This is a genomic window from Actinomadura craniellae (genome assembly GCF_003289645.1).
Lineage (GTDB): Bacteria > Actinomycetota > Actinomycetes > Streptosporangiales > Streptosporangiaceae > Actinomadura_D > Actinomadura_D craniellae.
The window spans coordinates 1-22,985 of sequence record NZ_QLYX01000010.1 but is presented as its reverse complement, the minus strand read 5'-3'; the positions used below and the strand labels follow the sequence as shown (position 1 = coordinate 22,985).

The following is a 22,985-nucleotide window of genomic DNA, read 5'->3' as shown; positions in this document are numbered from 1 at the left end:
GGAATCCCGGAATCCCGGGATCGCGGCATCGGAGGCCGGGTGCCCGCCCTGTGGGTTGTCAGGCTGGCCCTGACGCGGCTATCTTCGTGTCAGGGTCAACCTGACACTTGGAGGTGGCATGAGCACGTCCGATTCCACGGCCGAGCGGCTGTGGTGTTCCTTCTGTGGCAAGCCGAGCACCGAGGTGAGCAGGCTGGTCGCCGGGCCCGGGGTGCACATCTGCGACGAGTGCGTCGGCCTGGCCGAGTCGGTCATCGAGGAGTACCGCGACAAGCCGGTCGAGGTACGCCTGCCGGTGTGGGGGGCGCTGACGGACGAGCAGATGCTCTACCACGTTCCCCGGGTCGCCGCGGTTGCCGACCAGGTCGAGGCCAACCTGCGTTCCTGGGTTCAGGAACTGCGCCGGCGCGGGGTCACCTGGGCGCGGATCGGCGAGGCGCTCGGCATCACCCGCCAGTCCGCCTGGGAGCGGTTCTCCGGCGAGGAGTGACGCCGGCCCGCCGGTCTTCCCGAAGCCGGGCGGCCGGCGGTGCGAGGGCGGGTCCTGTTCGGTCGGCCGCTCGGTCCTCGGATGCGATGGCGGTGCCCGGCCTGCGGGTGTCCCGCCGCCGACGGATGGCGGGACACCGGGTTCCGGGCGTGGGGCCCTGCTCATGGTGGGCGGCGGACTCGATCCGGCCGGGTCCGCCGGCCCCGGGTGTGCGGGCCGTGCCGCCCGGGGAGGTCCGGCGGTTCCGGAGGCCGGCGTCAGCTGAAGCTGAAGAGGGGGGACGTGCTGAGCGAGTGGAGCGAGATGTTGAGGTCGGTCGTGGCGAGGACCCGGGTGCCGTCCTCGCGTGCGGTGGCGGGGGAGTGCGCGGGGGCCGACGCGAACGCGGCCACCGTGAGGGCGGCGGTCGCCAGGACGCCGCTCACGGCGGCGAGCCTCTTCTTGGAAGGCATGTGTCTCTCCTGGGGAGCGAGGGGAACCAGACACCTATCTATCACGCTATGAGGTTCCGTGATTACAGAAAGTAGGGGCAGGGTTATGTCACCTTGACGTTCGCTCCTGCGCCACCGAGCACGGTGGGCCGGGCGCCGGCCACCCCTGCCCGGGCGCCGCGACGGCGCCGGGGCGGTCCGGGTGCGGGCTCAGGGCACCGAGAGGGGCAGCCCGAAGGGCGCGAAGTGCTCGGCGCCGAGGAACGACGTGATATCGGTGATGCGGTCGCCGCGCAGGGTCAGCACGTTGATCGACCAGGCGTGGTGAACGGCGGTGGGGTTCTCCCCGACGTAGCACGCGACGGCCGGCTGGCCGTTCGCGCCGATGGGGCGGTGGCGCCAGCTGGGGCAGCGGGTCAGCGGGACCTGGACGGCGAAGTCGGTGACGGCCGCGAGGCCGCGGTACCAGTGCGGCAGCGGCGGCATCGACCAGGTGACGTCCTCGGTGAGCAGCGCGACCAGGGCGTCGGCGTCGCCCCGTTCCAGTGCCGTGGTGAACCTGGTGACGACCTCCCGCACGCGGGCGTCGCCGATCTGCCGCAGCGCCCGCTGCTGGGCGGGGCCGGGAACCTTCTCCGCAACGATCTTGCGGGCTCGGGCCAGGGCGGAGTTCACCGAGGTGGCCGAGGTGTCCATCATGGTCGCGATCTCGGCCGAGGAGAAGCCCAGGACGTCGAACAGCAGCAGTGCCGCCCGCTGGTTGGCCGGCAGGTGCTGCAGGGCGGCGACGAAGGCGAGCTCGACGGCCTCCCGCTGCTCGTAGTGCGCGGCCGGCCCGGCGGGGCCGTCGTCGAGACCGGCGTCGGGGTAGGGGCCCAGCCAGGCGACGTCGGCCGGCGGCGCCGAGCCGAGCACGGCATGGTCGCTGGCCGGGCCGAGGTCGACCGGCATCGCGCGCCTGACCCGGGTGCCGACGACGTCCAGGCAGGTGCGGGTCGCCACGACGTACAGCCACGAGCGCAGTGAGCCACGCCCCTCGAACCGCGCGAGCCCCCGCCACGCCCGCAGCAGCGCGTCCTGCAGGGCGTCATCGGCGTCATGGGTGGAGCCGAGCATGCGGTAGCAGTGCGCGTGCAACTCCCGCCGCAACGGCTGGACCAGGCGGGTGAACGCCGCGTCGTCCCCTGCGCGTGCCCGGGCCAGGTCGGCCTGCTCGGCGGCCTGCACCACCGGGCCCGCGGACCGTCCGGAGAAAACTTCGCCCACGAGCGACGATTCTGCCCTGCGAGGGGAGTCACCACTACGACCGACCACCATCGACCCCGCCGGGAGAAACCACATGACGCAGGCCCGCCACTCGCACGCACCCGCGTGGTTCGACATCTCCACGCCCGACGCCGACCGCGCGCGGCGCTTCTACCAGGAGATGTTCGACTGGCCCGTGAAAGCCATCGACGCGACCTACGCCCTCGTCGGCGACGACGACGGCCGGCCGACGGGCGGGATCGGCCAGGCCGGTCCCGGCAGCCCCTACACCGGGATGGTCACCTACTTTCGGGTCGACGACGTCGGCACCGCGCTCGCGCGGGCGGAGAGCCTGGGCGGTACCCGTGTCCTGGAGCCGGCGGAGACGCCCCTGGGCCGGATCGCCGTGTTCGCCGATCCGGACGGCAACCTCGTCGGCCTGCAGAGCCCGTGACCGGTACGTCCAGACCCATGCGACCTGACCGCCGGCACGATCGGCCGGGGTCATGAACCACGACGGGAGTCCACGACATGCCCAAGACGCGAGCGACGGCGCGGGCCGGGACCTGGCCGCTGATCCACGCCGAGCGCGCCGCCCTGGCGGCCGACCTGGCGAGCCTGACCGATGAGCGATGGGCGACACCGTCGCTGTGCGCCGGGCTGACGGTACGCGAGGTGCTCGCCCACCTGACCGCCGCGGCCAGGCTCACCCCGGTGCGCTGGCTGGCGGGCGTGATCCGCTGCCGGTTCGACTTCGACCGGCAGGTGGCCATGCGGCTGGCCGAGCAACTCGGCTCGACCCCGGCCGAGACGCTCGAGAGATTCCGTGACAGCGTGACGAGCACCACCAAACCGCCTCTCCCGGATTTGGCGATGCTCGGCGAGACGATCGTGCACGCGGAGGACATCCGGCGCCCGCTGGGCATCCGGCGTGACTACCCGATCGACACGTTGACGCAGGTAGCCGGGTACTACCAGGGCTCCGACCTCGTCGTCCTCGCCAAAGGGCGGATCGCCGGCCTGCGGCTCGTCGCCACCGACGGTCCTTTCACCACCGGCTCCGGGCCGCTCGTGTCCGGCCCCACGCTGGCCCTGATCATGGCGATGACCGGACGCTCGGCGTACTGCGACGCATTGGAAGGGGACGGCGTCGCCGCCCTCCGCCAACGCTGATCTCCCGCACCCGAAGGGTCAGTCCCGCCGGGTACGGGGGATCAGCGTTGGCGCGGCACCGGAGATCGCCGCGAACCCGGGGCGGAGGGCCCGGGCCGAGTCGATCAGGAGGTCGGCACGGTCGCGGGTGCGGTCCGCACCGAAGTGGGTGGTTTCGGCGCGGGCCCAGACGTCCCAGGCCGCCGCGAGTTCCGGGCCGTCGCGGTCGAGCACGCGGCGGCGCCGGAGGTCGCGGGGGGCGTCCAGCCAGATCCGGGACGCCGCGGGGGACTCCTGCCGGGCGGCGCCGACACCCTCGATCAGCAGGACGTCCGCGACGGGGACTTCGACGTGTTCCACGTACGCGCCCGTGCGCCAGTCGTGGCGGCGGTAGCCGCCGGGACGGCCGGCGGCCAGCGGGCACAGCACCTGCTCCACCACCGGCGGCCACCAGGCCAGCGGGTCGCCGTCCCAGGGAACCGGGAAGTCGTCGGAGCGGACCACCGGCGCCCCGCCCAGGGCCGCCGCCAGCAGCCCGGCGAAGGTCGACTTGCCCGCGCCGCTCGGGCCGTCGATCGCGACCACCCGGACCGGCCCGCACGACGGGTCCAGCGCCCGTAGCCGCCGGACCAGTGCGGGGTAGGTCATGATCCTGGGTGCCATAACGGGCATACTGCCCGACAGGAACGAGGAGGTCGTCTTTGCCTCAGGAGTTGCCCCCCGAACCGACCGGCCGGCCCGCCGGGGAGAACGTCCCGCCTGGCGGCCGCGGGGAGGCACCGGCCGTTCCGGGACGGCGGGACGCCCGGGCCGACGGGAGAGACCGATGACGGATCTGCTCGCAGGACTGTGGGCCGGCGGGTCGGAGCCCGCGGTGACGGTCGCCGGGCACGCGCTGCACCGGGAGGAACTGGCCGGCCGGGCGCTGGCGGTGGCCGCCGAGATCGCCGGGGCCGGTGCGGTGGCGCTGCACGCCACCCCGACCGCCGAGACCGTGATCGGCGTGGTGGGCGGGCTGCTCGCCGGGGTCCCCGTGGTACCGCTGCCGCCCGACTCCGGCCCGGCCGAGCGCGCGCACATCCTCGCCGACTCGGGGGCCGAACTGCTGCTCGGCGCGGCCGGCACCGGGGCGGACGGCCTGCCGCTGGTGCCCCTCGACGGGCTCGGCGCCGCCGCCGCCCGCCCGGCCACGCCGCCGCCGGCGGCCACGGCCTTCATCCTCTACACCAGCGGCACCACCGGAGCACCCAAGGGCGTCCTGATCTCCCGGCAGGCGATCGCCGGCGGGCTGGACGCGCTCGCCGCGGCGTGGGCCTGGACGCCCGACGACGTCCTGGTGCACGGGCTGCCGCTGTTCCACGTCCACGGCCTGGTGCTAGGGGTGCTGGGGGCGCTGCGGGTCGGCTCACCGCTGGTGCACACCGGCCGGCCCCGGCCGGAGGCGTACGCCGGCGCCGGGGGGACCCTCTACTTCGGGGTGCCGACCGTGTGGTCCCGGATCGCCGCCGACCCGGCCGCCGCCGCGGCGCTCCGCCCGGCCCGGCTGCTGGTGTCGGGCAGCGCGGCGCTGCCCGTCCCGGTGTTCGAACGGCTGGCCGCCGGCACCGGGCACCGGGTGGTCGAGCGGTACGGCATGACCGAGACCCTGATCACCGTCAGCGCCCGCGCCGGCGGGGAACGCAGCCCCGGGTACGTCGGCACCCCGCTGCCCGGGGTGCGCACCCGGCTGGCCGACGAGCAGGGTCGCCCGGTACCGGCCGACGGCGAGTCGCCCGGCGAACTGTACGTGCGGACCCCCGTCCCGTTCGGCGGCTACCTGAACCGCCCGGCCGCCACCGCCGAGGTGCTGGACGCCGACGGCTGGTTCCGCACCGGCGACATCGCGGTGATCGACCCCGACGGGCGGCACCGGATCGTCGGCCGCGCCTCCACGGACCTGATCAAGAGCGGTGGCTACCGGATCGGCGCCGGCGAGGTGGAGAACGCGCTGCTCGCCCACCCGGCGGTGCGCGAGGCGGCCGTCGTCGGCACCCCGCACGCCGACCTGGGCGAGCAGGTGACCGCGTACGTCGTGGCCGACGGGGTGACCGGGCCGGAACTGATCGACTTCGTCGCCGGGCAGCTGTCGGTGCACAAGCGCCCCCGGCTGGTCCACCTGGTCGACTCCCTGCCCCGCAACGCCATGGGCAAGGTCGTCAAGACCCGGCTGGCGGACCGGTGAACGCCGGGCGGGTGGGCGCCCGCGGCCTGCTGGACCGGGTGCTGGACCCCGGCTGGACGTCCTGGGACGAACCGCCCGCCCAGCCGGCCGAGCCCGGCTCGGAGTACGCCACCGAACTGGCCGCCGCCCGCGAGCGCAGCGGCTGCGACGAGGCCGTCCTGACCGGGGCGGGCCTGCTGCGCGGGCACCGGGTGGCGTTCGTGGTGAGCGAGTTCGGCTTCCTGGCCGGGTCGATCGGGACGGCCACCGCCGACCGCATCGTCGCCGCCGTGCGGCGGGCCACCGCCGAACGGCTGCCGCTGCTCGCCGCCCCGTCCTCCGGTGGCACCCGGATGCAGGAGGGCACCGCCGCCTTCGTCCAGATGGCCCGCATCACCGCCGCCGTCATGGAACACCGCGCCGCCGGGCTGCCGTACCTGGTCTACCTCCGCCACCCCGCCACCGGCGGGGTGCTGGCCTCCTGGGGCTCGCTCGGCCATGTGACCGCCGCCGAGCCGGGCGCGCTGATCGGATTCCTCGGCCCCCGGGTGTACGAGGCGTTGCACGGGGAGCCGTTCCCGCCGGGCGTCCAGGTCGCCGAGCACCTGTACGCCCGCGGCCTGATCGACGCGGTGGTCGGCCCCGACGACGTCGCCGGCGTGGCCGACCAAGTCCTCACCGTCCTGTCCGCCGGTACCCAGGCCGGCCCGCGGCGGGCCGGAGACGGGACCGCCCCGCCGGCCCTCCGGGTCCCGCAGGACGCCGACCGGCATGGCCTGCTGGAGCCGGTGGACGAGTCCGCTCCACAGGGTGATCCGCTGCGCGCCCACGTCCCGCCGGAGGCCGTTGCCCGGCCCGGCCCGGCCGTTCCGCACGGTGATCCGCCGCGCGCCCATGTCTCTCCGGCGGCCGCCGGGCCGCGTGGTTCGGCGGAGCCGGTGGACGAGGCCGCTCCGCACGGCGATCCGCTGCGCGCCCACGTCCCGCCGGAGGCCATGGCCCGGCCCGGCCCGGCGGGCGCGGCCGCCTCCGCCGATCCGTCGAGCGAGCCCGCTCCGGCCCCCGGCGGGGACGCCCCGCCCGCGAGCGCCTGGGAGTCGGTGGGGCGGTCGCGGCGGGACGGGCGGCCCGGGGTACGGGAACTGCTGCGGTACGGCGCCCGGGACGTGACGCCCCTGTCGGGGACCGGGGCGGGCGAGGCCGATCCGGGGCTGCTGCTGGCGCTGGCCCGGTTCGGCACCGCGCCCTGCGTGGTGGTCGGCCAGGACCGGCGCGACCAGCGCGCCGGCCACCTGCTCGGCCCCGCCGGGCTGCGGGTGGCCCGGCGCGGGATGGGGCTGGCGGCCGAACTGGGCCTGCCGCTGCTCACCGTCGTCGACACTCCCGGCGCGGCCCTGTCGGCCGAGGCCGAGGAGGGCGGCCTGGCCGGGGAGATCGCGCGCTGCCTGGCCGACCTGATGACGCTGGCCGCGCCGACCCTCTGCCTGCTCCTCGGCGAGGGCACCGGGGGAGCGGCCCTGGCCCTGCTGCCCGCCGACCGGGTGCTGTGCGCCCGGCACGCCTGGCTGTCCCCCCTGCCCCCGGAGGGCGCCTCGGTGATCGTCCACCGGACCACCGCCCGCGCCGCCGACCTGGCCGAGGCCCAGCGCATCGGCTCGGCCGACCTGCTGCGCACGGGCGTCGCCGACCGCCTCGTCCCGGAACACCCGGACGCCGCCGACGAACCCGAACCCTTCTGCCACCGCACCGCGGCGATCCTGGAACGGGAACTGACCGCCCTGCACGCGGCCCCGGCCCCCGCACCGGCCCGGCGGAGCCGCTTCACCCCGCTCGCCCGCTGACCCGGCGGACAGGGAACGCGCTCCCGGCCGTGATCGGGGCGGGGCGCCTCGGGCGCCGGCGGAACCCGGGGCGGTTCAGCCGAGCAGGTCGGGGCGGCGGTGCCGGAGGCTGGGGAGGACGGCGCGGACCTCGGCGGTGCGGGCCAGGTCGACGTCCACCACGCGCACGGCGGGGGCGGGGCCGAGGTCGGCCTGGACCGCGCCCATCGGGTCGACGGCCAGGCTGCGGCCGACGCCGGTCCGGCCGCCCGCCGGCGGGCGGGTCGTGTCGGGGGCCTTGTCCGCGGCGAGGGTCCAGCAGGTGTTCTCGATGGCCCGGGCTCGCACCAGCGTGACCCAGTGCTCCTCCTTGAAGGGCCCCTGCGCCCAGGCCGCGGTGACCACCAGCATCTCGGCGCCCCGGTCGACCAGCACCCTGGCCAGCTCCGGGAACCGGATGTCGTAGCAGGTGATCAGCCCGACCCGCGCTCCGGCGAGCTCGACCACCAGCGGCTCGGTGCCGGGCGCCATGGCGTCGGACTCGGCGAACCCGAACGCGTCGAACAGGTGGATCTTCCGGTAGGAGCCGGCCAGGGTGCCGTCGGTGTCGATCGCGACGACCGTGTTGTGCACTCGCCCGTCGTCGGCCGGTTCGAACATGCCGGCGATCACCGCTGTGCCGTGCTCCCGGGCGGCCTGGGCCAGCGCCGTCGTGAACGGGCCGTCCAGCGGCTCGGCCGCCGCCGCCAGGTCGTTGCCGAAGCGGATCTGTGCCGCCTCCGGGAACACCGCCAGATCCGCGTCGCCCGCCGCGGCGATCGCGTCCAGCATCGTCTTCAAGTTGGCCGCCGGGTCGTCACCGACCTCGATCTGACACAGTGCCACGCGCATGCCCCCAGTGTGCCCGCCCCGCCCGGATGCATGAGCCGTCCGGCGTCTGCGCGGCCGCCGGGTCCTAGGCTGGCCGGGTGGACGATCCGCTGGTGCAACGCATGCGAGGGTTCGGCACGACGATCTTCGCGGAGATGACCGACCTGGCGGTACGGGCCGGGGCCATCAACCTCGGCCAGGGCTTCCCGGACACCGACGGTCCCCCGGCCATGCTGGAGCGGGCGGTCGAGGAGATCCGCTCCGGCGGCAACCAGTACCCGCCCGGCCCGGGGGTGCCCGAACTGCGGGCGGCGGTCGCCGCGCAGCGGGCCGCCCGCTACGGGCTGGAGTACGACCCTGACGGGGAGGTGCTGGTCACCGTCGGTGCCACCGAGGCGATCGCCGCCGCGGTCCTGGCACTGGCCGGGCCGGGCGACGAGGTGGTCGTCTTCGAGCCCTACTACGACTCCTACACGGCCACGATCGCGCTGGCCGGGGCGACGCACCGCCCGGTCACCCTGCGCCCGCACGGCGGCCGGTTCGCCTTCGACCCCGCCGAACTGCGCGCCGCGATCGGCCCGGCCACCCGGCTGCTCCTGGTGAACTCGCCGCACAACCCGGCCGGCACGGTCTTCACCCGCGCCGAACTCGAATGCATCGCCGATCTCTGCCGGGAGCACGACCTGATCGCGGTCACCGACGAGGTCTACGAGTACCTCACCTTCGACGGCGCCGAGCACGTCCCCCTGGCCACCCTGCCCGGCATGCGCGAGCGCACCGTGGCGATCTCCTCGGCCGGCAAGACGTTCTCGGCCACCGGCTGGAAGGTCGGCTGGATCACCGCCCCGCGGCCGCTGGTCCGGGCGGTGCAGACGGTCAAGCAGTTCCTCACCTACACGGCCAGCGCCCCCTACCAGCGGGCGGTGGCCCACGCCCTCGAACACGAGCAGGACTGGGTGGCCGGGCTGCGCGGTTCGCTCCAGACCAAGCGCGACCGGCTGATCGACGGCCTGACGGCGGCCGGGTTCACGACGTACCGGCCGCAGGGTTCTTACTTCGTACAGGCCGACATCCGGCCGCTCGGCTTCACCGACGGCCTGGAACTGGCCCGGGCGCTGCCGGAGAAGGCCGGTGTGGCGGCCGTCCCGACCCAGGTTTTCTACGACCGCCAGGCCGAGGGCGCCCACTACCTGAGGTTCGCCTTCTGCAAGCGCGACGAGGTCATCGACGCCGCCGCCCACCGGCTGCGCGGCCTCGGCCTGTGAACGGCGGTACCGCCCACCGGGCGGCCGGGCTGCGCGGGGTCCGCCGCTCTGTCTCGGCAGGTTCTGCCAGCCGGGACCCCGGGATTGGGCGACCTGTGCCCGGGAGCCGGCGGCCTCGGGACGGTAGTTTTCGCATGTGGTGATCGGTGAGCGGGTCCTCGTCGCCCTCGGCGGCAACGCGATGACGGCGCCCGACGGGAGCGCCTCTCCGCAGGCCCAGACACGGGCCGTGGCCGCCGCCATGGAACCGGTGGCCGATCTGGTCGCCGCCGGTGCCGAGGTGGTGCTGACCCACGGCTCGGGCCCCCAGGTCGGCAACCTGCTGATCAAGAACGAACTGGCCGCGCAGGTCGTGCCACCCGTCCCGCTGGACTGGTGTGACGCGCAGGTCCAGGCCACCGTCGGCGTGCTGATCATGAACGCGCTGGACCGGGCGCTGGCCGACCGTGGGGCCTCCCGGCCGGTCACCGCCCTGGTCACCCGCACCCTGGTCGACCCGGGCGACCCCGCCTTCGCCGCACCCACCAAACCGATCGGCCGGTACTTCTCACCGGAGGAGGCCGAGCGGTGCGCGATCCTCGGCAGTCACTGGCGGTCGTACGGGGAGCGCGGGCTGCGCCGGGTCGTCGCCTCCCCCGACCCTCTCGACATCCTGGAGGCGCCCGCCGTGACGGCGCTGCTCGACGCCGGCCACGTGGTGGTGGCGGCCGGGGGCGGCGGGGTGCCGGTCGTCCCCGTCGACGGTGCCCCGCGCGGCGTCGAGGCCGTGGTCGACAAGGACCTCGGCGCGGCGCTGCTGGCCCGCCTGGTCGGGGCGTCCGTGCTGGTCATCGCCACCGAGGTGGACCGGGTGCAGGCGGGTTACGGCACCCCGCAGGCGAGGTCGCTGGGCCGTACCACCGTCGGGGAACTGCGCGCCCTGGCCGCCGCCGGGCACTTCCCCGAGGGGAGCATGGGCCCGAAGGTGGAGGCCGCGGTGCGGTTCGTGACGAGCGGCGGCCGGCGGGCCGCGATCACCTCGCTGGACGGCATCGCCGCGGCCGCCGCCGGTACGGCGGGAACGATCGTGGAGGCCGAGAACGTGACCGTCGGAACCCAGGAGTAGCGAGGAATGGCGATGCCCGACCCGATCGAAGTGCGCAAGATCCCGATCGACAGCGTCACCGACGCCTCCGGCCTGACCCGGTTGATCGACGAGGGTGTGATCGAGGCCGACCGCGTACTGGCGGTGGTCGGCAAGACCGAGGGGAACGGCGGCGTCAACGACTACACCCGCATCCTGGCCGACCGGGCGTTCCGCGAGGTGCTGCTGGAGCGGGGCAGCCGGAGCGCCGACGAGGTCGCGCGGGTGCCGCTGGTGTGGTCGGGCGGCACCGACGGCGTTCTCAGCCCGCACGCCACGATCTTCGCCACCGTCGATCCGGCCGACGCCCCGGTGACCGACGAACCCCGGGTGTCGGTGGGGGTGGCGATGAGCGAGATCATCCGCCCTGAGGACATCGGCCGGCCCGCCATGGTGGAGACCGTCGCCGACGGCGTCCGGACGGCGATGAAGACCGCCGGAATCGAGGACCCCGCCGACGTCCACTACGTGCAGACCAAGACCCCGCTGCTCACCCTCGACACCATCAACGACGCCAAACGGCGCGGCCACGACGTGGTGACCGAGGACACGCTGAAGTCGATGGACATCTCCAACTCCACCACCGCGCTCGGCATCGCCGTCGCGCTGGGCGAGATCGAGATGCCCGCCGCCGAGCAGATCCACCGGGACCTGGCGCTGTACTCCTCGGTGGCGTCCTGCTCCTCGGGGGTGGAACTCGACCGGGCGCAGATCGTGGTGGTCGGCAACGTCCGCGGGATCGGCGGTCGCTACCGCATCGGCCACGGGGTGATGGCGGACGCGCTGGACGCCGACGGGATCTGGGCGGCGATCCGCTCCGCCGGGCTGGACCTGCCCGACCGGCCGCACCCCACCGACCTCGACGACCGGCTCGTCAACGTGTTCATCAAGTGCGAGGCCGACCCCTCGGGTTCGGTGCGGGGCCGCCGCAACATCATGCTGGACGACTCCGACGTGCACTGGCACCGCCAGATCAAGGCCTGTGTGGGTGGGGTCGCGGCGTCCGTCACGGGTGATCCGGCCGTGTTCGTCTCGGTCGCCGCCGTCCACCAGGGCCCCTCCGGCGGAGGCACGGTCGCCGCCGTCGCCGATCTCGGCTGAACCGCACGGCACGTTCCGGAAGTGTCACGAAGCGCACGGATGGACACGAGGAGTGGTCGTCGGGGTTATACGCTGCCAGGGTGGCAGGACCCAGTCTCATCCAACCCCGGTTTCCCGACGACGACGGCGGTGCCGACCCGCGGCTGAGCGCGGCGCTCACCGGGTACGCCGCCGGGCGTGTCGGCGAGCACGCCGTGCTCCAGGAGTTGTCGGGCGCGCGGCTGCTGATGCCGGTCGTCGCGGTGGTGACCGAACTGGACGACACCTCTCCCGACGGGTTGCGCCGGGAGAAGGAGAGCGAGATGGCGGTCCCCACCCTGATCGGCGCCGACGGCCGGCGCGGCATGCTCGGGTTCACCTCGGCCGAGACGCTCGAACGCTGGCGCTCCGACGCCCGCCCGGTGCCGGTGGACACCCGGCAGGCGTGCCGGGCCGCGCTGGACGACGGCGCCGACGCCCTGGTCATCGACGTGGCCGGCCCGGTGCCGTTCGCGGTCGACGGCGTCCGGCTGCACCTGCTCGGCGAGGGCAGGCCGATCCCGCCGCCGCACGAGGACCCCGACGTGCTGGCCGCGATCGAGGCGGCCTTCGGCACCGAGCCCGGGGTCGTCGGGGTACGGGTGGCGGCGGGCGACACCGCCGAACTGTCGATCCGGTTCGGCGTCGACTCCGACCACGACGAGCGGGCCGTGGTCCAGCGGGTGACCGATCGCCTCGCCGAACTGCTCCAGGGCCGGATCGTCGGCGGGGTCGAACTGGGCGTGGTCCGCCGCTGAGCCGGGGGACGGCCGGTGCGAACGCGTGTGGCGTTCGGTACGGCCGGCCCGGGGACGGGCGGGGCGGCACGTCGGCACCGCCGGACCGGGAAGCGCGCGAAGTGGCCGTGCAGTGAACGAATGAGACGAGGCGGCCGGCGGCTCCGCCGAGCCGCTAGGGTCGGGTTCGTGGCCGAGTATCCCCCCGACTCTCCGACCGCACCGGCCGGTGATGGTGCCGACGACACCGTCACCGGGCCGCACTGGTTCGCGCCGGTGGCCCGCGCCCCCTGGCCGATCGCGCTGACGGCGCTGGCCGTGGTGGCGTTGCTGGTCTGGCGGATCGGGGCGCGGCCCGAACTGCCGGCGTACGTCTACCTGGGGGTGCTCGGTGTGGTGCTGAGCGCCATCGATATCCCGCTGCGCCGGCTGCCCGACCCGCTCACCCTGTCGTCGTATCCGATCGCGCTGGTCCTGCTGGCGGTGGCGGTCCCGTTCACCGACGACGGAGCCGCCCGCTACGTGTTCGCCCTGGCCGGGCTGGGCGCGCTCTGGCTGTTCTTTGCGGTGCAGTGGTTCGTCGTGCCGAACGCGATCGGCCTGGGTGATGTCAAACTGTCCGGGACGCTCGGTCTCTACCTGGGCTGGCTGGGTTCCTCGGCGTGGCTGCTGGGGGTCTTCGGCATGTTCGCGCTGGGCGGCCTCTTCTCGATCGCGTTGCTGGTCACCCGCCGGGCGGACCGCAAGAGCGCCATCCCGTTCGGCCCGTTCATGGTGGCCGGGACGCTGCTGGCGATCCTCGTCCACGCCTGAAGACCGCCGTCTCACGCTTCGGAAGCGGACGCGTACCCTCGTGCGGGGATGAAAGGATTCACGGCATGCTGCGCTGGTTGACCGCGGGGGAGTCCCATGGGCCCGCACTCGTCGCGATCGTGGAGGGACTGCCGGCCGGGGTACGTGTGACCTCGGCCGACATCGCCGAGGCGCTGCGCCGGCGCCGGCTGGGCCACGGCCGGGGCGCCCGGATGAAGTTCGAGCAGGACCAGGTGACCATCGTCGGCGGTGTCCGGCACGGCCGCACCCTCGGCGGCCCGGTGGCGATCGAGGTCGGCAACACCGAGTGGCCCAAGTGGGAGACGGTGATGGCCGCCGACCCCGTCGACCCGGAGGAACTGGCCGCCCAGGCGCGCAACGCCCCGCTGTCGCGGCCCCGGCCCGGCCACGCCGACCTGGTCGGCATGCAGAAGTACGGGTTCGACGACGCCCGGCCGGTCCTCGAACGGGCCAGCGCCCGCGAGACCGCCGCCCGGGTGGCGCTCGGCGAGGTGGCCAAGGCGTTCCTGCGGCAGGTGCTCGGCGCCGAGGTGTTCAGCCACGTCGTCGCGCTCGGCGAGGTGGCCGTCCCCGAGGACGCGCCACCGCCCGCCCCGGCCGACCTGCCCGCGATCGACGACGACCCGGTGCGCTGCTTCGACCCGGGCACCGCGACGGCGATGGTGGCCCACGTCGATGAGCTCAAGAAGGCCGGCGACACCCTCGGCGGCGTCGTGGAGGTGCTGGCGTACGGGCTGCCGCCCGGTCTGGGCAGCCACGTCCACTGGGACCGTCGGCTGGACTCCCGGCTGGCCGGCGTCCTGATGGGCATCCAGGCGATCAAGGGAGTCGAGGTCGGCGACGGCTTCACCACCGCCCGCCGGCCCGGATCGCGCGCCCACGACGAGATCGAGAACGGCCCCGACGGGATCCGGCGGCGCACCAACCGCGCCGGCGGTGTGGAGGGCGGCATGACCACCGGTGACGTGCTGCGGGTCCGGGCCGCCATGAAGCCGATCTCGACCGTGCCCCGCGCGCTCGACACCGTCGACGTCACCACCGGCGAGCCCGCCAAAGCGATCAACCAGCGCAGCGACGTGACCGCGGTGCCCGCCGCCGGGGTCGTCGCCGAGGCGATGGTGGCGCTGGTGCTCGCCGACGCGACGCTGGAGAAGTTCGGCGGCGACTCCGTCGAGGAGACCGCCCGCAACGCGCAGGGCTACCTGTCCTCGCTGGCCATCAAGTAGGGATCATGACACGACCCAAGGCAGTGCTGATCGGCCCCCCGGGCTCGGGCAAGACCACGGTGGGGCAGGCGCTGGCCGAGCGGCTCGGCGTGCCCTTCCGGGACACCGACGCCGATATCGAGGCCGCCACCGGCAAGCCGATCGGTGAGATCTTCATCGACGACGGTGAGGAGCGCTTCCGCGAGTTGGAGCGCGCGGCGGTGCGCGCCGCGCTGGCCGAGCACGAGGGCGTGCTGGCGCTCGGCGGCGGGGCGATCCTGGCCGAGCCGACCCGGGAGCTGCTGGCCGGCCACACCGTGGTCTACCTGGAGGTCGGGCTGGCCGACGCCGTCCAGCGGGTCGGCCTCGCCGCGGCCCGGCCGCTGCTGGTGCTGAACCCGCGCAGCAGGCTGCGCGCGCTGATGGAGGAGCGCCGCCCGGTGTACGAGTCGCTGGCCGTGATCACTGTCGCCACCGACGGCCGTGCCCCGGCCGAGGTGGCCGAGGAGCTCACCGGAGCGCTGTCGTGACGTCGTCCCGGGTGCATGTCGGGGGGGCCGACCCCTACGACGTGGTGATCGGCACCGGAGTGCTGGCCGAGCTGCCCGGCCTGCTGGGTGAGGGCGTGCGCACCGTCGCGGTCGTCCACAACGAGGAGCTGCCTGAGATCGCCCGCCCGGTCCGGGAGGCGCTGGAGGCGGCGGGGCTGGTGGTGCACCCGCTGCCGGTGCCCGCCGGCGAGGCGGCCAAGGAGGTCGGCGTGCTGGCCGGGCTGTGGTCCCGGTTCGCCGAGGTGGGCGTCACCCGGTCCGACGCGGTCGTCGGTGTCGGCGGCGGGGCCACCACCGACCTGGCCGGGTTCGCCGCGGCGTCCTGGCTGCGCGGGGTCCGGGCGGTGCTGGTGCCCACCACGCTGCTCGGCATGGTCGACGCGGCGGTCGGCGGGAAGACCGGTATCAACATTGCGCAGGGCAAGAACCTGGTCGGCGCCTTCCACCCCCCGGCGGGGGTGCTGTGCGAGCTGACCACGCTGGAGTCGATGCCGCGCGAGGACTACATCAGCGGCCTCGCCGAGGTCATCAAGGCGGGGTTCATCGCCGACCCGGTGATCCTCGACCTGGTCGAGGACGACCCCGAGGGCGCCTGCGGGGCGGCCGGGCCGCACACCCGGGAACTGGTGGAGCGGGCCGTGCGGGTCAAGGCCGACGTGGTCGCGGCGGACCTGCGGGAGAGCGGGCTGCGGGAGATCCTGAACTACGGCCACACCCTGGCGCACGCGATCGAGAAGGCTGAGGACTACCGGTTCCGGCACGGGCACGCGGTGGCCGTCGGCATGGTCTACGCCGCCGAGCTGTCGCGGCTGGCCGGCCGGCTGCCCGCCGGCCTGGTCGACCGGCACCGCGCGGTGCTCGCCTCGGTCGGGCTGCCCACCTCCTACCGGGCGGACGCCTGGCCGGCGTTGCGCGAGGGCATGCGGGTGGACAAGAAGTCCCGGGGGGCCACCCTGCGGTTCGTGGTGCTCGACGGCCTCGCCGAGCCGGGCCGCCTGGCGGCCCCCGCCGAGGACCTGCTGGCCGCGGCCTACCGGCGGGTGTCCGGATGAGCGGCCGTACGGTCCTGGTGCTGAACGGGCCGAACCTGCGCCGGCTGGGTACCCGCGAGCCCGACGTCTACGGCGCGGCGACGTTCGACGACCTGGTGGAGCTGTGCCGGGAGACCGGTCGCCGGCTGGACCTGCACGTGGAGGTCCGGCAGACCGACGACGAGGCGGAACTGGTCGGCTGGGTGCACGAGGCGGCCGACGCCCGGTTGCCGATCGTGCTCAACCCGGCGGCGTTCACCCACTACTCCTACGCGCTGCGGGACGCACTCGCCCAGCGCACCGCGCCACTGGTGGAGGTGCACATCTCCAATCCGGCGGCCCGCGAGGAGTTCCGGCACACCTCCGTGGTCGCCGGGGTGGCCACCGGCACGATCGCCGGGTTCGGGATGACGTCGTACGTCCTGGCCCTGCAGGCGGTGGCGGACATGCTCGCGGCGGAGGCGATCGCCGGCGCCTGAACGCCTTGCCGGCACGTACCGTCCGTGGCGGCCCGGAGGGGCGTTTCCGCTGCTCGGCGGGCCGGGTTGCCGGGGATTTGTCCGGATTCGGTATCTGGCGTCACCTATCGGTGGTGCGATCGGTATTTTCGCCGGTTTCGCCGTTTTTCCATGGTCATCTTCCTGGTTTCGGGCGATCCTGATCCGGCCCACCTCACACGTCGAGGAAAGGAAGACCTGACGTGGTCGGATTCACCCGACGAACGCTCGCCGTTCTCGTCGGTACGGCGGCACTCGTCGCCCTGGCGCCGGCGGCGGCCTCCGCGGCGCCGTCCCCGGTGGCACGGCCCACCGTGCAGGGGCCCCTCCCCGGCACCGCGCCGGGCGACCCCAAGTCGCCGAACATCAAGGACACCTACCCCTTCTTCTCCACCTACCTGGACCTGCGCAAGGCGGGCTTCGTGGAGGAGGAGTTCCATCTCTCCGGCAAGGCCGACGCCTACAGCGCCACGGGCGCCGTCGAGGGCACGGACGTGGCGTACAAGACGCGCGTCGTGGTGCGGCGTCCCGCGAACGCCAAGAAGTTCAACGGCCGGGTCCTGGTCGAGTGGCAGAACGTCACGGCCGGCTACGACCTGGACGCCCTCTGGAACTACCGGGACATCCTTCGCGAGGGTTACGCCTGGGTGGGGGTGTCGGCCCAGCGCGTCGGCGTTGACCAGCTGCGCGGCTGGAGCCCCGCCCGCTACGGCGACCTGGACGTCACCGGCGCGGGCCAGTTCACCACCGACCAGCTGTCCTACGACATCTTCAGCCAGGCGGCCCAGGCGATCCGCTCGCCCCAGGGCACCAAGCTGCTGGGCGGGCTGAAGGCCAAGACGATCCTGGCGATCGGCGCCTCGCAGTCGGCGGGCCGGATGGTCGTCTACTACGACCGCGTCCTGCCGCAGATCCAGCCCGTCTTCGACGGCTACGGCTTCATCGTCGGTGGGGCACCCACCCGCGTCGGCAAGGAGCCGGTCTTCCAGGTGCTCTCGGAGACCGACGTGCGCACCCCCGACCGGCGGGCCGACAGCAACGTGTTCCGCCGCTGGGAGGTGGCCGGTTCCGCGCACTCCGGCTGGGACGGCCAGGAGTACCGGGGCCCGCTCTCCGAGCGCGACCTGGGCGGCGTCACGCAGTACAACTGCGACCGGCAGCCGTTCAGCCGGATGCCCATCCACCAGGTGACCGGCACGGCCTACGACCACCTGGCGCGCTGGGCCGAGCGCGGCACCCCGCCGCCGGCCGCCCCCGTCATCCAGTTCAACGCCGACGGGACCAAGGCGCGGGACGAGAACGGCTTCGTCAAGGGCGGCATCCGGCTGTCCCAGCTGACGGTGCCGACCGCGCTGAACGACGGTGACAACTCCGGGGAGAGCTTCTGCCGGCTCTTCGGCTCGTACACCCCCTACGACCAGGCGACCCTGAAGAAGCTCTACCCGAGCAAGGGCCGCTATGTCGCCGCGGTGGTCGCGACCGACCTGCGCAACATCCGCGCCGGTTACATCACCCCGGCCGACGCCGCGCTGAACCTGAAGGACGCCCTCGCCGCCGACCTCGGCAAATGATCTCCGTCAGGTGACCTCGGACCGTCCTCGCCTTCCCGGCGCGTTTCCGGGAGGGCGAGGACGGTGGCGTTCCCCGCCCCGTCCCGCCTCATTCCGGGAGGACGGCCGCCCGGGTGAGGGCCTTGAGCTCGACGATCACGTCGTCGAGCGGCTGGGCGTCGCGGCGGGCCCGGCACAGGATGGTGGCGCCCTCGACCGCCGAGACGATCAGTGTGGCCAGCCGCCCGGCCCGCTCGTCGGGCACGCCGGAGTTGGCCAGCGCGGTGGCCAGGGTGTCCTCCCACCGGGCGAAGGCCGCCGCCGCGGCGGCGGTGAGCCGGGGCGCGTCGTCGTGCGACTCCACCGTCACGGCCACCACCGGGCAGCCGGCCCGGAAGTCGCTCTTGACCAGTACCCGGCGCCACCAGCCGCCGAAGACGTCGATCGCGGCGGTGGCGTCGTCGCCGCTCACCGCGGCGGTGATGCCGGCGTTGAGGAAGTCGCCGGCGTAGCGGACGGCTTCCTCGGCGAGCTGCGCCTTCCCTTCGGGGAAGTGGTGGTAGATCGAGCCGCGGGGTGCCCCGCTGTGCGCGATGACATCGCGGAACCCCGTCCCGCTGTAGCCGCGCTCCCGGAAGAGGTACGCCGCGCTGCGGACCATGCGATCCCTGCTGTCCGACTTGCTCACCCCAGAATTATGACATTCATCATAGAATCGCGACCTGGCCAAGACGGCAACTTCATATGACGGTTGTCATACACCTGGCGTGGCCCGCCAGGCCCGAACGAAGGGACCCCCGTGATCGATCTGCAGCGCGACGGCGACGTGTTCGTCCTGCGTTTTGACGCCGGCGAGAACCGGTTCAGCCCGCAGTTCCTGGACGCCGTCGGGGGCGCGCTCGACACCGTGGAGAAGGCCGAGGGGCCGCGGGCCCTGGTGACGACCGGAACCGGAAAGTTCTACTCCAACGGTCTCGACCTCGACTGGCTCGGTGCCAACGGCGACCAGTGGGGCCCCTACCTGGATCGGGTGCACGGGCTCTTCGCCCGGCTGCTCACGCTGCCGCTGCCCACGGTGGCCGCGATCAACGGGCACGCCTTCGCCGCCGGGGGCATGCTCGCGCTGGCGCACGACCTCCTGGTGATGCGCGACGACCGCGGCTACTTCTGCCTGCCGGAGGTCGACCTCGGGCTGTCGTTCACACCGGGCATGAACGCGCTGATCACCACCCGGCTGCCCAGCGCGACCGCGCACGAGGCCATGATCACCGGACGGCGCTACCCGGCGGCCGAGGCGCTGGCCGCCGGCATCGTGCACCGCACCGCGCCGGAGGCCGAGGTGCTGCCCGTCGCGCTGGGCCTGGCCGGCCCGCTGGCGCCGAAGGCCGGCGAGACGATCGCCAAGATCCGCACGGACATCTACCGGCCGGTACTCCAGGCGCTGTCCGGAGCCTGAGCGGACCCTCTATCGTTGGACTCGATCCGAACCTGATTCGGTTTACAGAAGGGACGTCGGATGCGCATCGGGATGGCGCTCGGCTACTCGGGCGGCTTCAAGGAGGCCGTCGACGAGCTGGCCGACTTCGAGAAGGCCGGGCTCGACATCGTGTACGTCGCGGAGGCGTACAGCTTCGACGCCGTGAGCCAAATGGGCTACATCGCGGCCAAGACCGAGCGGCTGGAGATCGCCTCCGGAATCCTGCCGATCTACTCGCGGACCCCCACCCTGCTGGCGATGACCGCCGCCGGGCTCGACTACGTGTCCGACGGCCGGTTCACCCTCGGCATCGGCGCGTCCGGCCCGCAGGTGATCGAGGGATTCCACGGCGTCCCCTACCGGGCCCCGCTGGGCCGCACCCGCGAGGTCATCGACATCTGCCGACAGGTCTGGCGGCGCGAGCGCGTCCAGTACCAGGGCCGGCACTTCACCCTGCCGCTGCCGCTCGAGCAGGGCACCGGCCTGGGCAAGCCGCTCAAGCTGATCAACACACCGGTGCGCGAGCGCATCCCGATCATGATCGCCGCCATCGGGCCGAAGAACGTCGAGATGACCGCCGAGATCGCCGAAGGCTGGGAGCCGATCTTCTACCTGCCGGAGAAGGCCGGTGAGGTCTGGGGCGACTCGCTGGCCGCCGGCCGGGCCCGCCGCGACCCCTCGCTCGGCGAGCTCGACGTCGTCGCCCAGGCCCCGCTGGCCATCGGCGACGACGTCGAGAGCTACCTGGAGTTCGGCCGCCCGATGGCCGCCCTCTACATCGGCGGGATGGGCGCCAAGGGCAGGAACTTCTACAACGACCTGTGCCGCAGGTACGGCTGGGAGAAGGAGGCCGAGGAGATCCAGGACCTCTACCTCGCCGGCAAGAAGGACGAGGCCGCCGCCAAGGTCCCCGCCGAACTGCTGCAGAAGATGTCGCTCATCGGCCCCGAGGGCCATGTCCGGGAGCGGCTGGCGGCGATGAAGGAGTCCGGCGTCACCACCCTCAACATCAACCCGATCGCCGGTGACCACAAGGGCCGGCTGGCCCTGATCGAGAAGATCAGGGAGCTCGTCGCCGACGCGTGACGCCCCCGTCGCCGTGCCCCGCCCGGACGGGGCACGGCGACGGCCGCATAGGGTCGCCCACATGGAAGAACACGAGCTCCGCCGCGCTCGGCTCGCCGAGCTGGTGGCCGGGCGGGACGTCCCCGCCGCGCTGATCACCGACCTGGTGAACGTCCGCTACCTCACCGGGCTGGCCAGCAGCAACGCCGCCCTGCTGGTGCGCGCCGACGGCACCGCGCTGCTGGCCACCGACGCCCGCTACGCCGGGACCGCCCGGCGGGTCTGCCCGGAGCTCGAACTCCTCGTCACCCGCCCGGTCGCCGTCGAGCTCGCCACCCGGGCCAAGGCCGCCCGGCTGGCGTACGAGGAGCACCAGGTGACGGTCGAGCGGCACGGCGAGATCGCCGCCGCGGCCGACGGTGAACTCGTCCCGCTGGGCCGGGCGGTGGAAGGGCTGCGCCAGGTCAAGGACGAGGCCGAGATCGCCCTGCTCCGCGAGGCCTGCGCGCTCACCGACCGCGCCTTCGACGCCGTGCTGCCCACGATCGCCCCCGGGGTGACCGAGCGGCAGATCGCGATCGCGCTCGAACGGCAGATGGTCGACCTCGGCGCGGAGGCGCCCGCGTTCGCCTCGATCGTCGCCGGCGGGCCCAACGGCGCGGTGCCGCACCACCGCCCCGGCGACCGCCCGCTCGCCGCGGGCGACCTGCTGACCATGGACTTCGGCGCCCTGTACGGCGGCTACCACGCCGACATGACCCGCACCGTCGCCGTGGGCGAGCCCGCCGGCTGGCAGCGGGAGATCTACGACCTGGTCCACGCGGCCCAGCGGGCCGGGATCGAGGCGGCCCGCCCCGGCGCCGCCGCCCACGACGTCGACGCGGCGGCGCGGACGGTGATCGTCGAGGCGGGGCACGGCGACGACTTCCCGCACGGGCTCGGGCACGGAGTCGGCCTGGCGATCCACGAGGCACCGCTCATGGGGTACGACCGGACCGCTAAACTGGCCGACCGGGTTCCGATCACCGCCGAGCCCGGCGTCTACCTCGCCGGCCGGGGCGGGGTGCGCATCGAGGACACTCTGGTGGTCCGCGCCGACGGTCCCGAGATCCTCACCCGGACGACCAAGGAACTGCTCGTGCTCTAGGCGCGGGCGCCGTAACAGGAGAGACGACGCGTGGCGACGACGAACGACCTCAAGAACGGCATGACGCTGAACCTCGACGGCCAGCTGTGGACCGTCCTGGAATTCCAGCACGTCAAGCCCGGCAAGGGCGGCGCGTTCGTCCGCACCAAGCTGAAGAACGTGCTGTCGGGCAAGGTCGTGGACCGGACCTTCAACGCCGGCACCAAGGTGGACGTGGCCAGCGTCGACAAGCGGGAGATGCAGTACCTCTACCGCGAGGGCGAGGACTTCGTCTTCATGGACACCGAGACCTACGACCAGCCGCACATCCCGGCGGCGACGGTCGGCGGCGCGGCCGACTACCTGCTGCCCGAGCAGATGGCGGTGATCGCGTTCAACGAGGAGAACCCGCTCTACGTGGAGCTGCCCGCCGCGGTCGTGCTGGAGGTCACCCACACCGAGCCCGGGCTCCAGGGCGACCGCTCCACCGGCGGCAGCAAGCCCGCCACCCTGGAGACCGGCGCCCAGATCCAGGTCCCGCTGTTCATCACCACCGGCGAGAAGGTCAAGGTCGACACCCGCTCCGGCGATTACCTCGGCCGCGGCTGATGGCCGCCCGCACCAAGGCGCGCAAGCTCGCCCTCGACGTGCTGTATGCGGCCGACGTGCGCGGTGAGTCCCCGGTCGACGTGCTGGCCCAGCGCCGCCGCCCCGAGGGCGAGGAGCTGGCCGCCCTTCCGCACGCCGTGCGGCTGGTAGAGGGCGCCCATGCCCAGCGGGAGCGGATCGACGAGCTGATCGCCACCTACGCGGTGGGCTGGACGCTCGAGCGGATGCCCGCGGTCGACCGCAACATCCTCCGGCTGGGCGCCTACGAGCTGCTGTGGGTGGACGACGTGCCGGACGCGGTGGCGATCAGCGAGGCGGTGGCGCTGGCCACCGAGCTGTCCACCGAGGAGTCGCCCCGGTTCGTCAACGGCCTGCTCTCACGGTTGCAACGGCTCAAGCCCTCCCTGGCGCTGTAACGAATCCGCGGCGTCCGGCGATCCGGGTCGGCGGTCCTGGCTAGGTGTACTGCTCATGGACGTTGGTGACGGCGACACGGGCCGGATGTTGTTGAAATAGGGAGGACCTCCCAGGTGTGGTGTGGAGCTACCACACAGCCACTCCGCACCCGTAGGAGGTCCTCGTGCCCCA

The 22,985-nt window shown here is 73.7% G+C and carries 25 protein-coding genes; 20 read left to right on the top strand and 5 right to left on the bottom strand.

Annotated features, from left to right (window positions below; genetic code table 11):
* The first annotated feature begins 118 nt into the window (after positions 1–118).
* Entirely contained in the window at positions 119–490 is a 372-nt protein-coding gene (locus DPM19_RS21085) for a ClpX C4-type zinc finger protein (protein WP_111869703.1), read from the top strand.
* Between the two features lie 257 nt (positions 491–747).
* On the opposite strand, the gene DPM19_RS21080 is transcribed toward DPM19_RS21085, so the two are convergent.
* On the bottom strand, positions 748–942 hold the full coding sequence (locus DPM19_RS21080) for a hypothetical protein (protein ID WP_111869702.1): 195 nt from the start codon (positions 940–942) through the stop codon (positions 748–750).
* 189 nt (positions 943–1,131) lie between these two features.
* Positions 1,132–2,187, bottom strand: a complete 1,056-nt coding sequence (locus DPM19_RS21075; protein ID WP_233510572.1) for a sigma-70 family RNA polymerase sigma factor — start codon at positions 2,185–2,187, stop codon at positions 1,132–1,134.
* A gap of 73 nt (positions 2,188–2,260) precedes the next feature.
* Between DPM19_RS21075 and DPM19_RS21070 the strand changes: the two genes are divergently transcribed.
* On the top strand, positions 2,261–2,620 hold the full coding sequence (locus tag DPM19_RS21070) for a VOC family protein (protein ID WP_111869701.1): 360 nt from the start codon (positions 2,261–2,263) through the stop codon (positions 2,618–2,620).
* Positions 2,621–2,697: 77 nt separating this feature from the next.
* Positions 2,698–3,339: a maleylpyruvate isomerase family mycothiol-dependent enzyme gene (locus DPM19_RS21065; protein WP_111869700.1), complete on the top strand. Its 642-nt coding sequence runs from the start codon at positions 2,698–2,700 to the stop codon at positions 3,337–3,339.
* Positions 3,340–3,357: 18 nt separating this feature from the next.
* Here DPM19_RS21065 and DPM19_RS21060 read toward each other — a convergent pair whose 3' ends face one another.
* Complete coding sequence (locus DPM19_RS21060) at positions 3,358–3,981, bottom strand: uridine kinase family protein (RefSeq protein WP_199485206.1); 624 nt, start codon at positions 3,979–3,981, stop codon at positions 3,358–3,360.
* 163 nt (positions 3,982–4,144) lie between these two features.
* On the opposite strand from DPM19_RS21060, the gene DPM19_RS21055 reads away from it, so the two are divergent.
* Together DPM19_RS21055 and DPM19_RS36415 are read left to right on the top strand one after the other, a co-directional pair.
* Positions 4,145–5,539, top strand: a complete 1,395-nt coding sequence (locus DPM19_RS21055; RefSeq protein ID WP_111869699.1) for an acyl-CoA synthetase — start codon at positions 4,145–4,147, stop codon at positions 5,537–5,539.
* Positions 5,536–7,359 carry a carboxyl transferase domain-containing protein gene (locus tag DPM19_RS36415; protein ID WP_111869698.1) on the top strand — a complete coding sequence of 608 codons (1,824 nt, stop codon included), beginning with the start codon at positions 5,536–5,538 and terminating at the stop codon, positions 7,357–7,359. The genes DPM19_RS21055 and DPM19_RS36415 overlap by 4 nt, the downstream gene beginning before the upstream one ends.
* 75 nt (positions 7,360–7,434) lie before the next feature.
* Here DPM19_RS36415 and DPM19_RS21045 read toward each other — a convergent pair whose 3' ends face one another.
* Positions 7,435–8,229 (bottom strand): carbon-nitrogen hydrolase family protein, encoded by a 795-nt coding sequence (locus tag DPM19_RS21045; protein ID WP_111869697.1) that lies wholly within the window; start codon positions 8,227–8,229, stop codon positions 7,435–7,437.
* Positions 8,230–8,306: 77 nt separating this feature from the next.
* Between DPM19_RS21045 and DPM19_RS21040 the strand changes: the two genes are divergently transcribed.
* From DPM19_RS21040 to DPM19_RS20995, 10 genes are all read left to right on the top strand, one after another.
* Positions 8,307–9,473: a pyridoxal phosphate-dependent aminotransferase gene (locus DPM19_RS21040; protein ID WP_111869696.1), complete on the top strand. Its 1,167-nt coding sequence runs from the start codon at positions 8,307–8,309 to the stop codon at positions 9,471–9,473.
* 136 nt (positions 9,474–9,609) lie between these two features.
* The gene (locus DPM19_RS21035) at positions 9,610–10,578 is read left to right on the top strand and encodes a carbamate kinase (RefSeq protein ID WP_233510562.1); all 969 of its coding nucleotides are present in this window, start codon (positions 9,610–9,612) and stop codon (positions 10,576–10,578) included.
* 12 nt (positions 10,579–10,590) lie between these two features.
* Positions 10,591–11,697, top strand: a complete 1,107-nt coding sequence (gene bar, locus DPM19_RS21030; protein WP_111869925.1) for a barbiturase — start codon at positions 10,591–10,593, stop codon at positions 11,695–11,697.
* 80 nt (positions 11,698–11,777) lie between these two features.
* Positions 11,778–12,473: an SseB family protein gene (locus DPM19_RS21025; RefSeq protein WP_111869695.1), complete on the top strand. Its 696-nt coding sequence runs from the start codon at positions 11,778–11,780 to the stop codon at positions 12,471–12,473.
* A 168-nt stretch (positions 12,474–12,641) separates the two neighbouring features.
* Positions 12,642–13,265 carry a prepilin peptidase gene (locus tag DPM19_RS21020; RefSeq protein ID WP_233510554.1) on the top strand — a complete coding sequence of 208 codons (624 nt, stop codon included), beginning with the start codon at positions 12,642–12,644 and terminating at the stop codon, positions 13,263–13,265.
* Positions 13,266–13,330: 65 nt separating this feature from the next.
* Positions 13,331–14,512, top strand: a complete 1,182-nt coding sequence (gene aroC / locus DPM19_RS21015; protein ID WP_111869693.1) for a chorismate synthase — start codon at positions 13,331–13,333, stop codon at positions 14,510–14,512.
* Between the two features lie 2 nt (positions 14,513–14,514).
* The gene (locus tag DPM19_RS21010; RefSeq protein WP_199485220.1) at positions 14,515–15,021 is read left to right on the top strand and encodes a shikimate kinase; all 507 of its coding nucleotides are present in this window, start codon (positions 14,515–14,517) and stop codon (positions 15,019–15,021) included.
* Positions 15,018–16,094, top strand: coding sequence for a 3-dehydroquinate synthase (aroB, locus tag DPM19_RS21005; protein WP_111869691.1), 1,077 nt, complete (start codon positions 15,018–15,020; stop codon positions 16,092–16,094). The genes DPM19_RS21010 and aroB overlap by 4 nt, the downstream gene beginning before the upstream one ends.
* The gene (gene aroQ, locus DPM19_RS21000; protein ID WP_111869690.1) at positions 16,091–16,552 is read left to right on the top strand and encodes a type II 3-dehydroquinate dehydratase; all 462 of its coding nucleotides are present in this window, start codon (positions 16,091–16,093) and stop codon (positions 16,550–16,552) included. The genes aroB and aroQ overlap by 4 nt, the downstream gene beginning before the upstream one ends.
* Positions 16,553–16,773: 221 nt before the next feature.
* A complete protein-coding gene (locus DPM19_RS20995; RefSeq protein WP_233510547.1) occupies positions 16,774–18,141 on the top strand; it encodes an alpha/beta hydrolase domain-containing protein in 1,368 nt (455 codons plus the stop codon).
* 88 nt (positions 18,142–18,229) lie between these two features.
* Here DPM19_RS20995 and DPM19_RS20990 read toward each other — a convergent pair whose 3' ends face one another.
* Positions 18,230–18,808, bottom strand: coding sequence for a TetR/AcrR family transcriptional regulator (locus DPM19_RS20990; RefSeq protein WP_233510546.1), 579 nt, complete (start codon positions 18,806–18,808; stop codon positions 18,230–18,232).
* A gap of 111 nt (positions 18,809–18,919) precedes the next feature.
* On the opposite strand from DPM19_RS20990, the gene DPM19_RS20985 reads away from it, so the two are divergent.
* From DPM19_RS20985 to nusB, 5 genes are all read left to right on the top strand, one after another.
* Positions 18,920–19,576, top strand: a complete 657-nt coding sequence (locus DPM19_RS20985; protein WP_111869688.1) for an enoyl-CoA hydratase/isomerase family protein — start codon at positions 18,920–18,922, stop codon at positions 19,574–19,576.
* A gap of 60 nt (positions 19,577–19,636) precedes the next feature.
* Positions 19,637–20,683 carry an LLM class F420-dependent oxidoreductase gene (locus DPM19_RS20980; protein ID WP_111869687.1) on the top strand — a complete coding sequence of 349 codons (1,047 nt, stop codon included), beginning with the start codon at positions 19,637–19,639 and terminating at the stop codon, positions 20,681–20,683.
* 61 nt (positions 20,684–20,744) lie between these two features.
* The gene (locus DPM19_RS20975; protein ID WP_111869686.1) at positions 20,745–21,809 is read left to right on the top strand and encodes a M24 family metallopeptidase; all 1,065 of its coding nucleotides are present in this window, start codon (positions 20,745–20,747) and stop codon (positions 21,807–21,809) included.
* A gap of 30 nt (positions 21,810–21,839) precedes the next feature.
* Positions 21,840–22,397 carry an elongation factor P gene (efp, locus tag DPM19_RS20970; protein WP_111869685.1) on the top strand — a complete coding sequence of 186 codons (558 nt, stop codon included), beginning with the start codon at positions 21,840–21,842 and terminating at the stop codon, positions 22,395–22,397.
* Positions 22,397–22,813 carry a transcription antitermination factor NusB gene (nusB, locus tag DPM19_RS20965; protein WP_111869684.1) on the top strand — a complete coding sequence of 139 codons (417 nt, stop codon included), beginning with the start codon at positions 22,397–22,399 and terminating at the stop codon, positions 22,811–22,813. Before efp ends, nusB begins: the two co-directional genes overlap by 1 nt.
* Positions 22,814–22,985 lie beyond the last annotated feature (172 nt).

Coding starts and splice junctions, on each gene's coding strand:
- bar (WP_111869925.1), top strand. CDS start 10,591: ATGCCCGACCCGATCGAAGTGCGCAAGATCCCGATCGACAGCGTCACC.
- DPM19_RS20975 (WP_111869686.1), top strand. CDS start 20,745: ATGGAAGAACACGAGCTCCGCCGCGCTCGGCTCGCCGAGCTGGTGGCC.
- DPM19_RS21085 (WP_111869703.1), top strand. CDS start 119: ATGAGCACGTCCGATTCCACGGCCGAGCGGCTGTGGTGTTCCTTCTGT.
- aroQ (WP_111869690.1), top strand. CDS start 16,091: ATGAGCGGCCGTACGGTCCTGGTGCTGAACGGGCCGAACCTGCGCCGG.
- aroC (WP_111869693.1), top strand. CDS start 13,331: ATGCTGCGCTGGTTGACCGCGGGGGAGTCCCATGGGCCCGCACTCGTC.
- DPM19_RS21065 (WP_111869700.1), top strand. CDS start 2,698: ATGCCCAAGACGCGAGCGACGGCGCGGGCCGGGACCTGGCCGCTGATC.
- DPM19_RS21055 (WP_111869699.1), top strand. CDS start 4,145: ATGACGGATCTGCTCGCAGGACTGTGGGCCGGCGGGTCGGAGCCCGCG.
- DPM19_RS20980 (WP_111869687.1), top strand. CDS start 19,637: ATGCGCATCGGGATGGCGCTCGGCTACTCGGGCGGCTTCAAGGAGGCC.
- DPM19_RS21080 (WP_111869702.1), bottom strand. CDS start 942: ATGCCTTCCAAGAAGAGGCTCGCCGCCGTGAGCGGCGTCCTGGCGACC.
- DPM19_RS21060 (WP_199485206.1), bottom strand. CDS start 3,981: ATGGCACCCAGGATCATGACCTACCCCGCACTGGTCCGGCGGCTACGG.
- DPM19_RS21070 (WP_111869701.1), top strand. CDS start 2,261: ATGACGCAGGCCCGCCACTCGCACGCACCCGCGTGGTTCGACATCTCC.
- nusB (WP_111869684.1), top strand. CDS start 22,397: ATGGCCGCCCGCACCAAGGCGCGCAAGCTCGCCCTCGACGTGCTGTAT.
- DPM19_RS21045 (WP_111869697.1), bottom strand. CDS start 8,229: ATGCGCGTGGCACTGTGTCAGATCGAGGTCGGTGACGACCCGGCGGCC.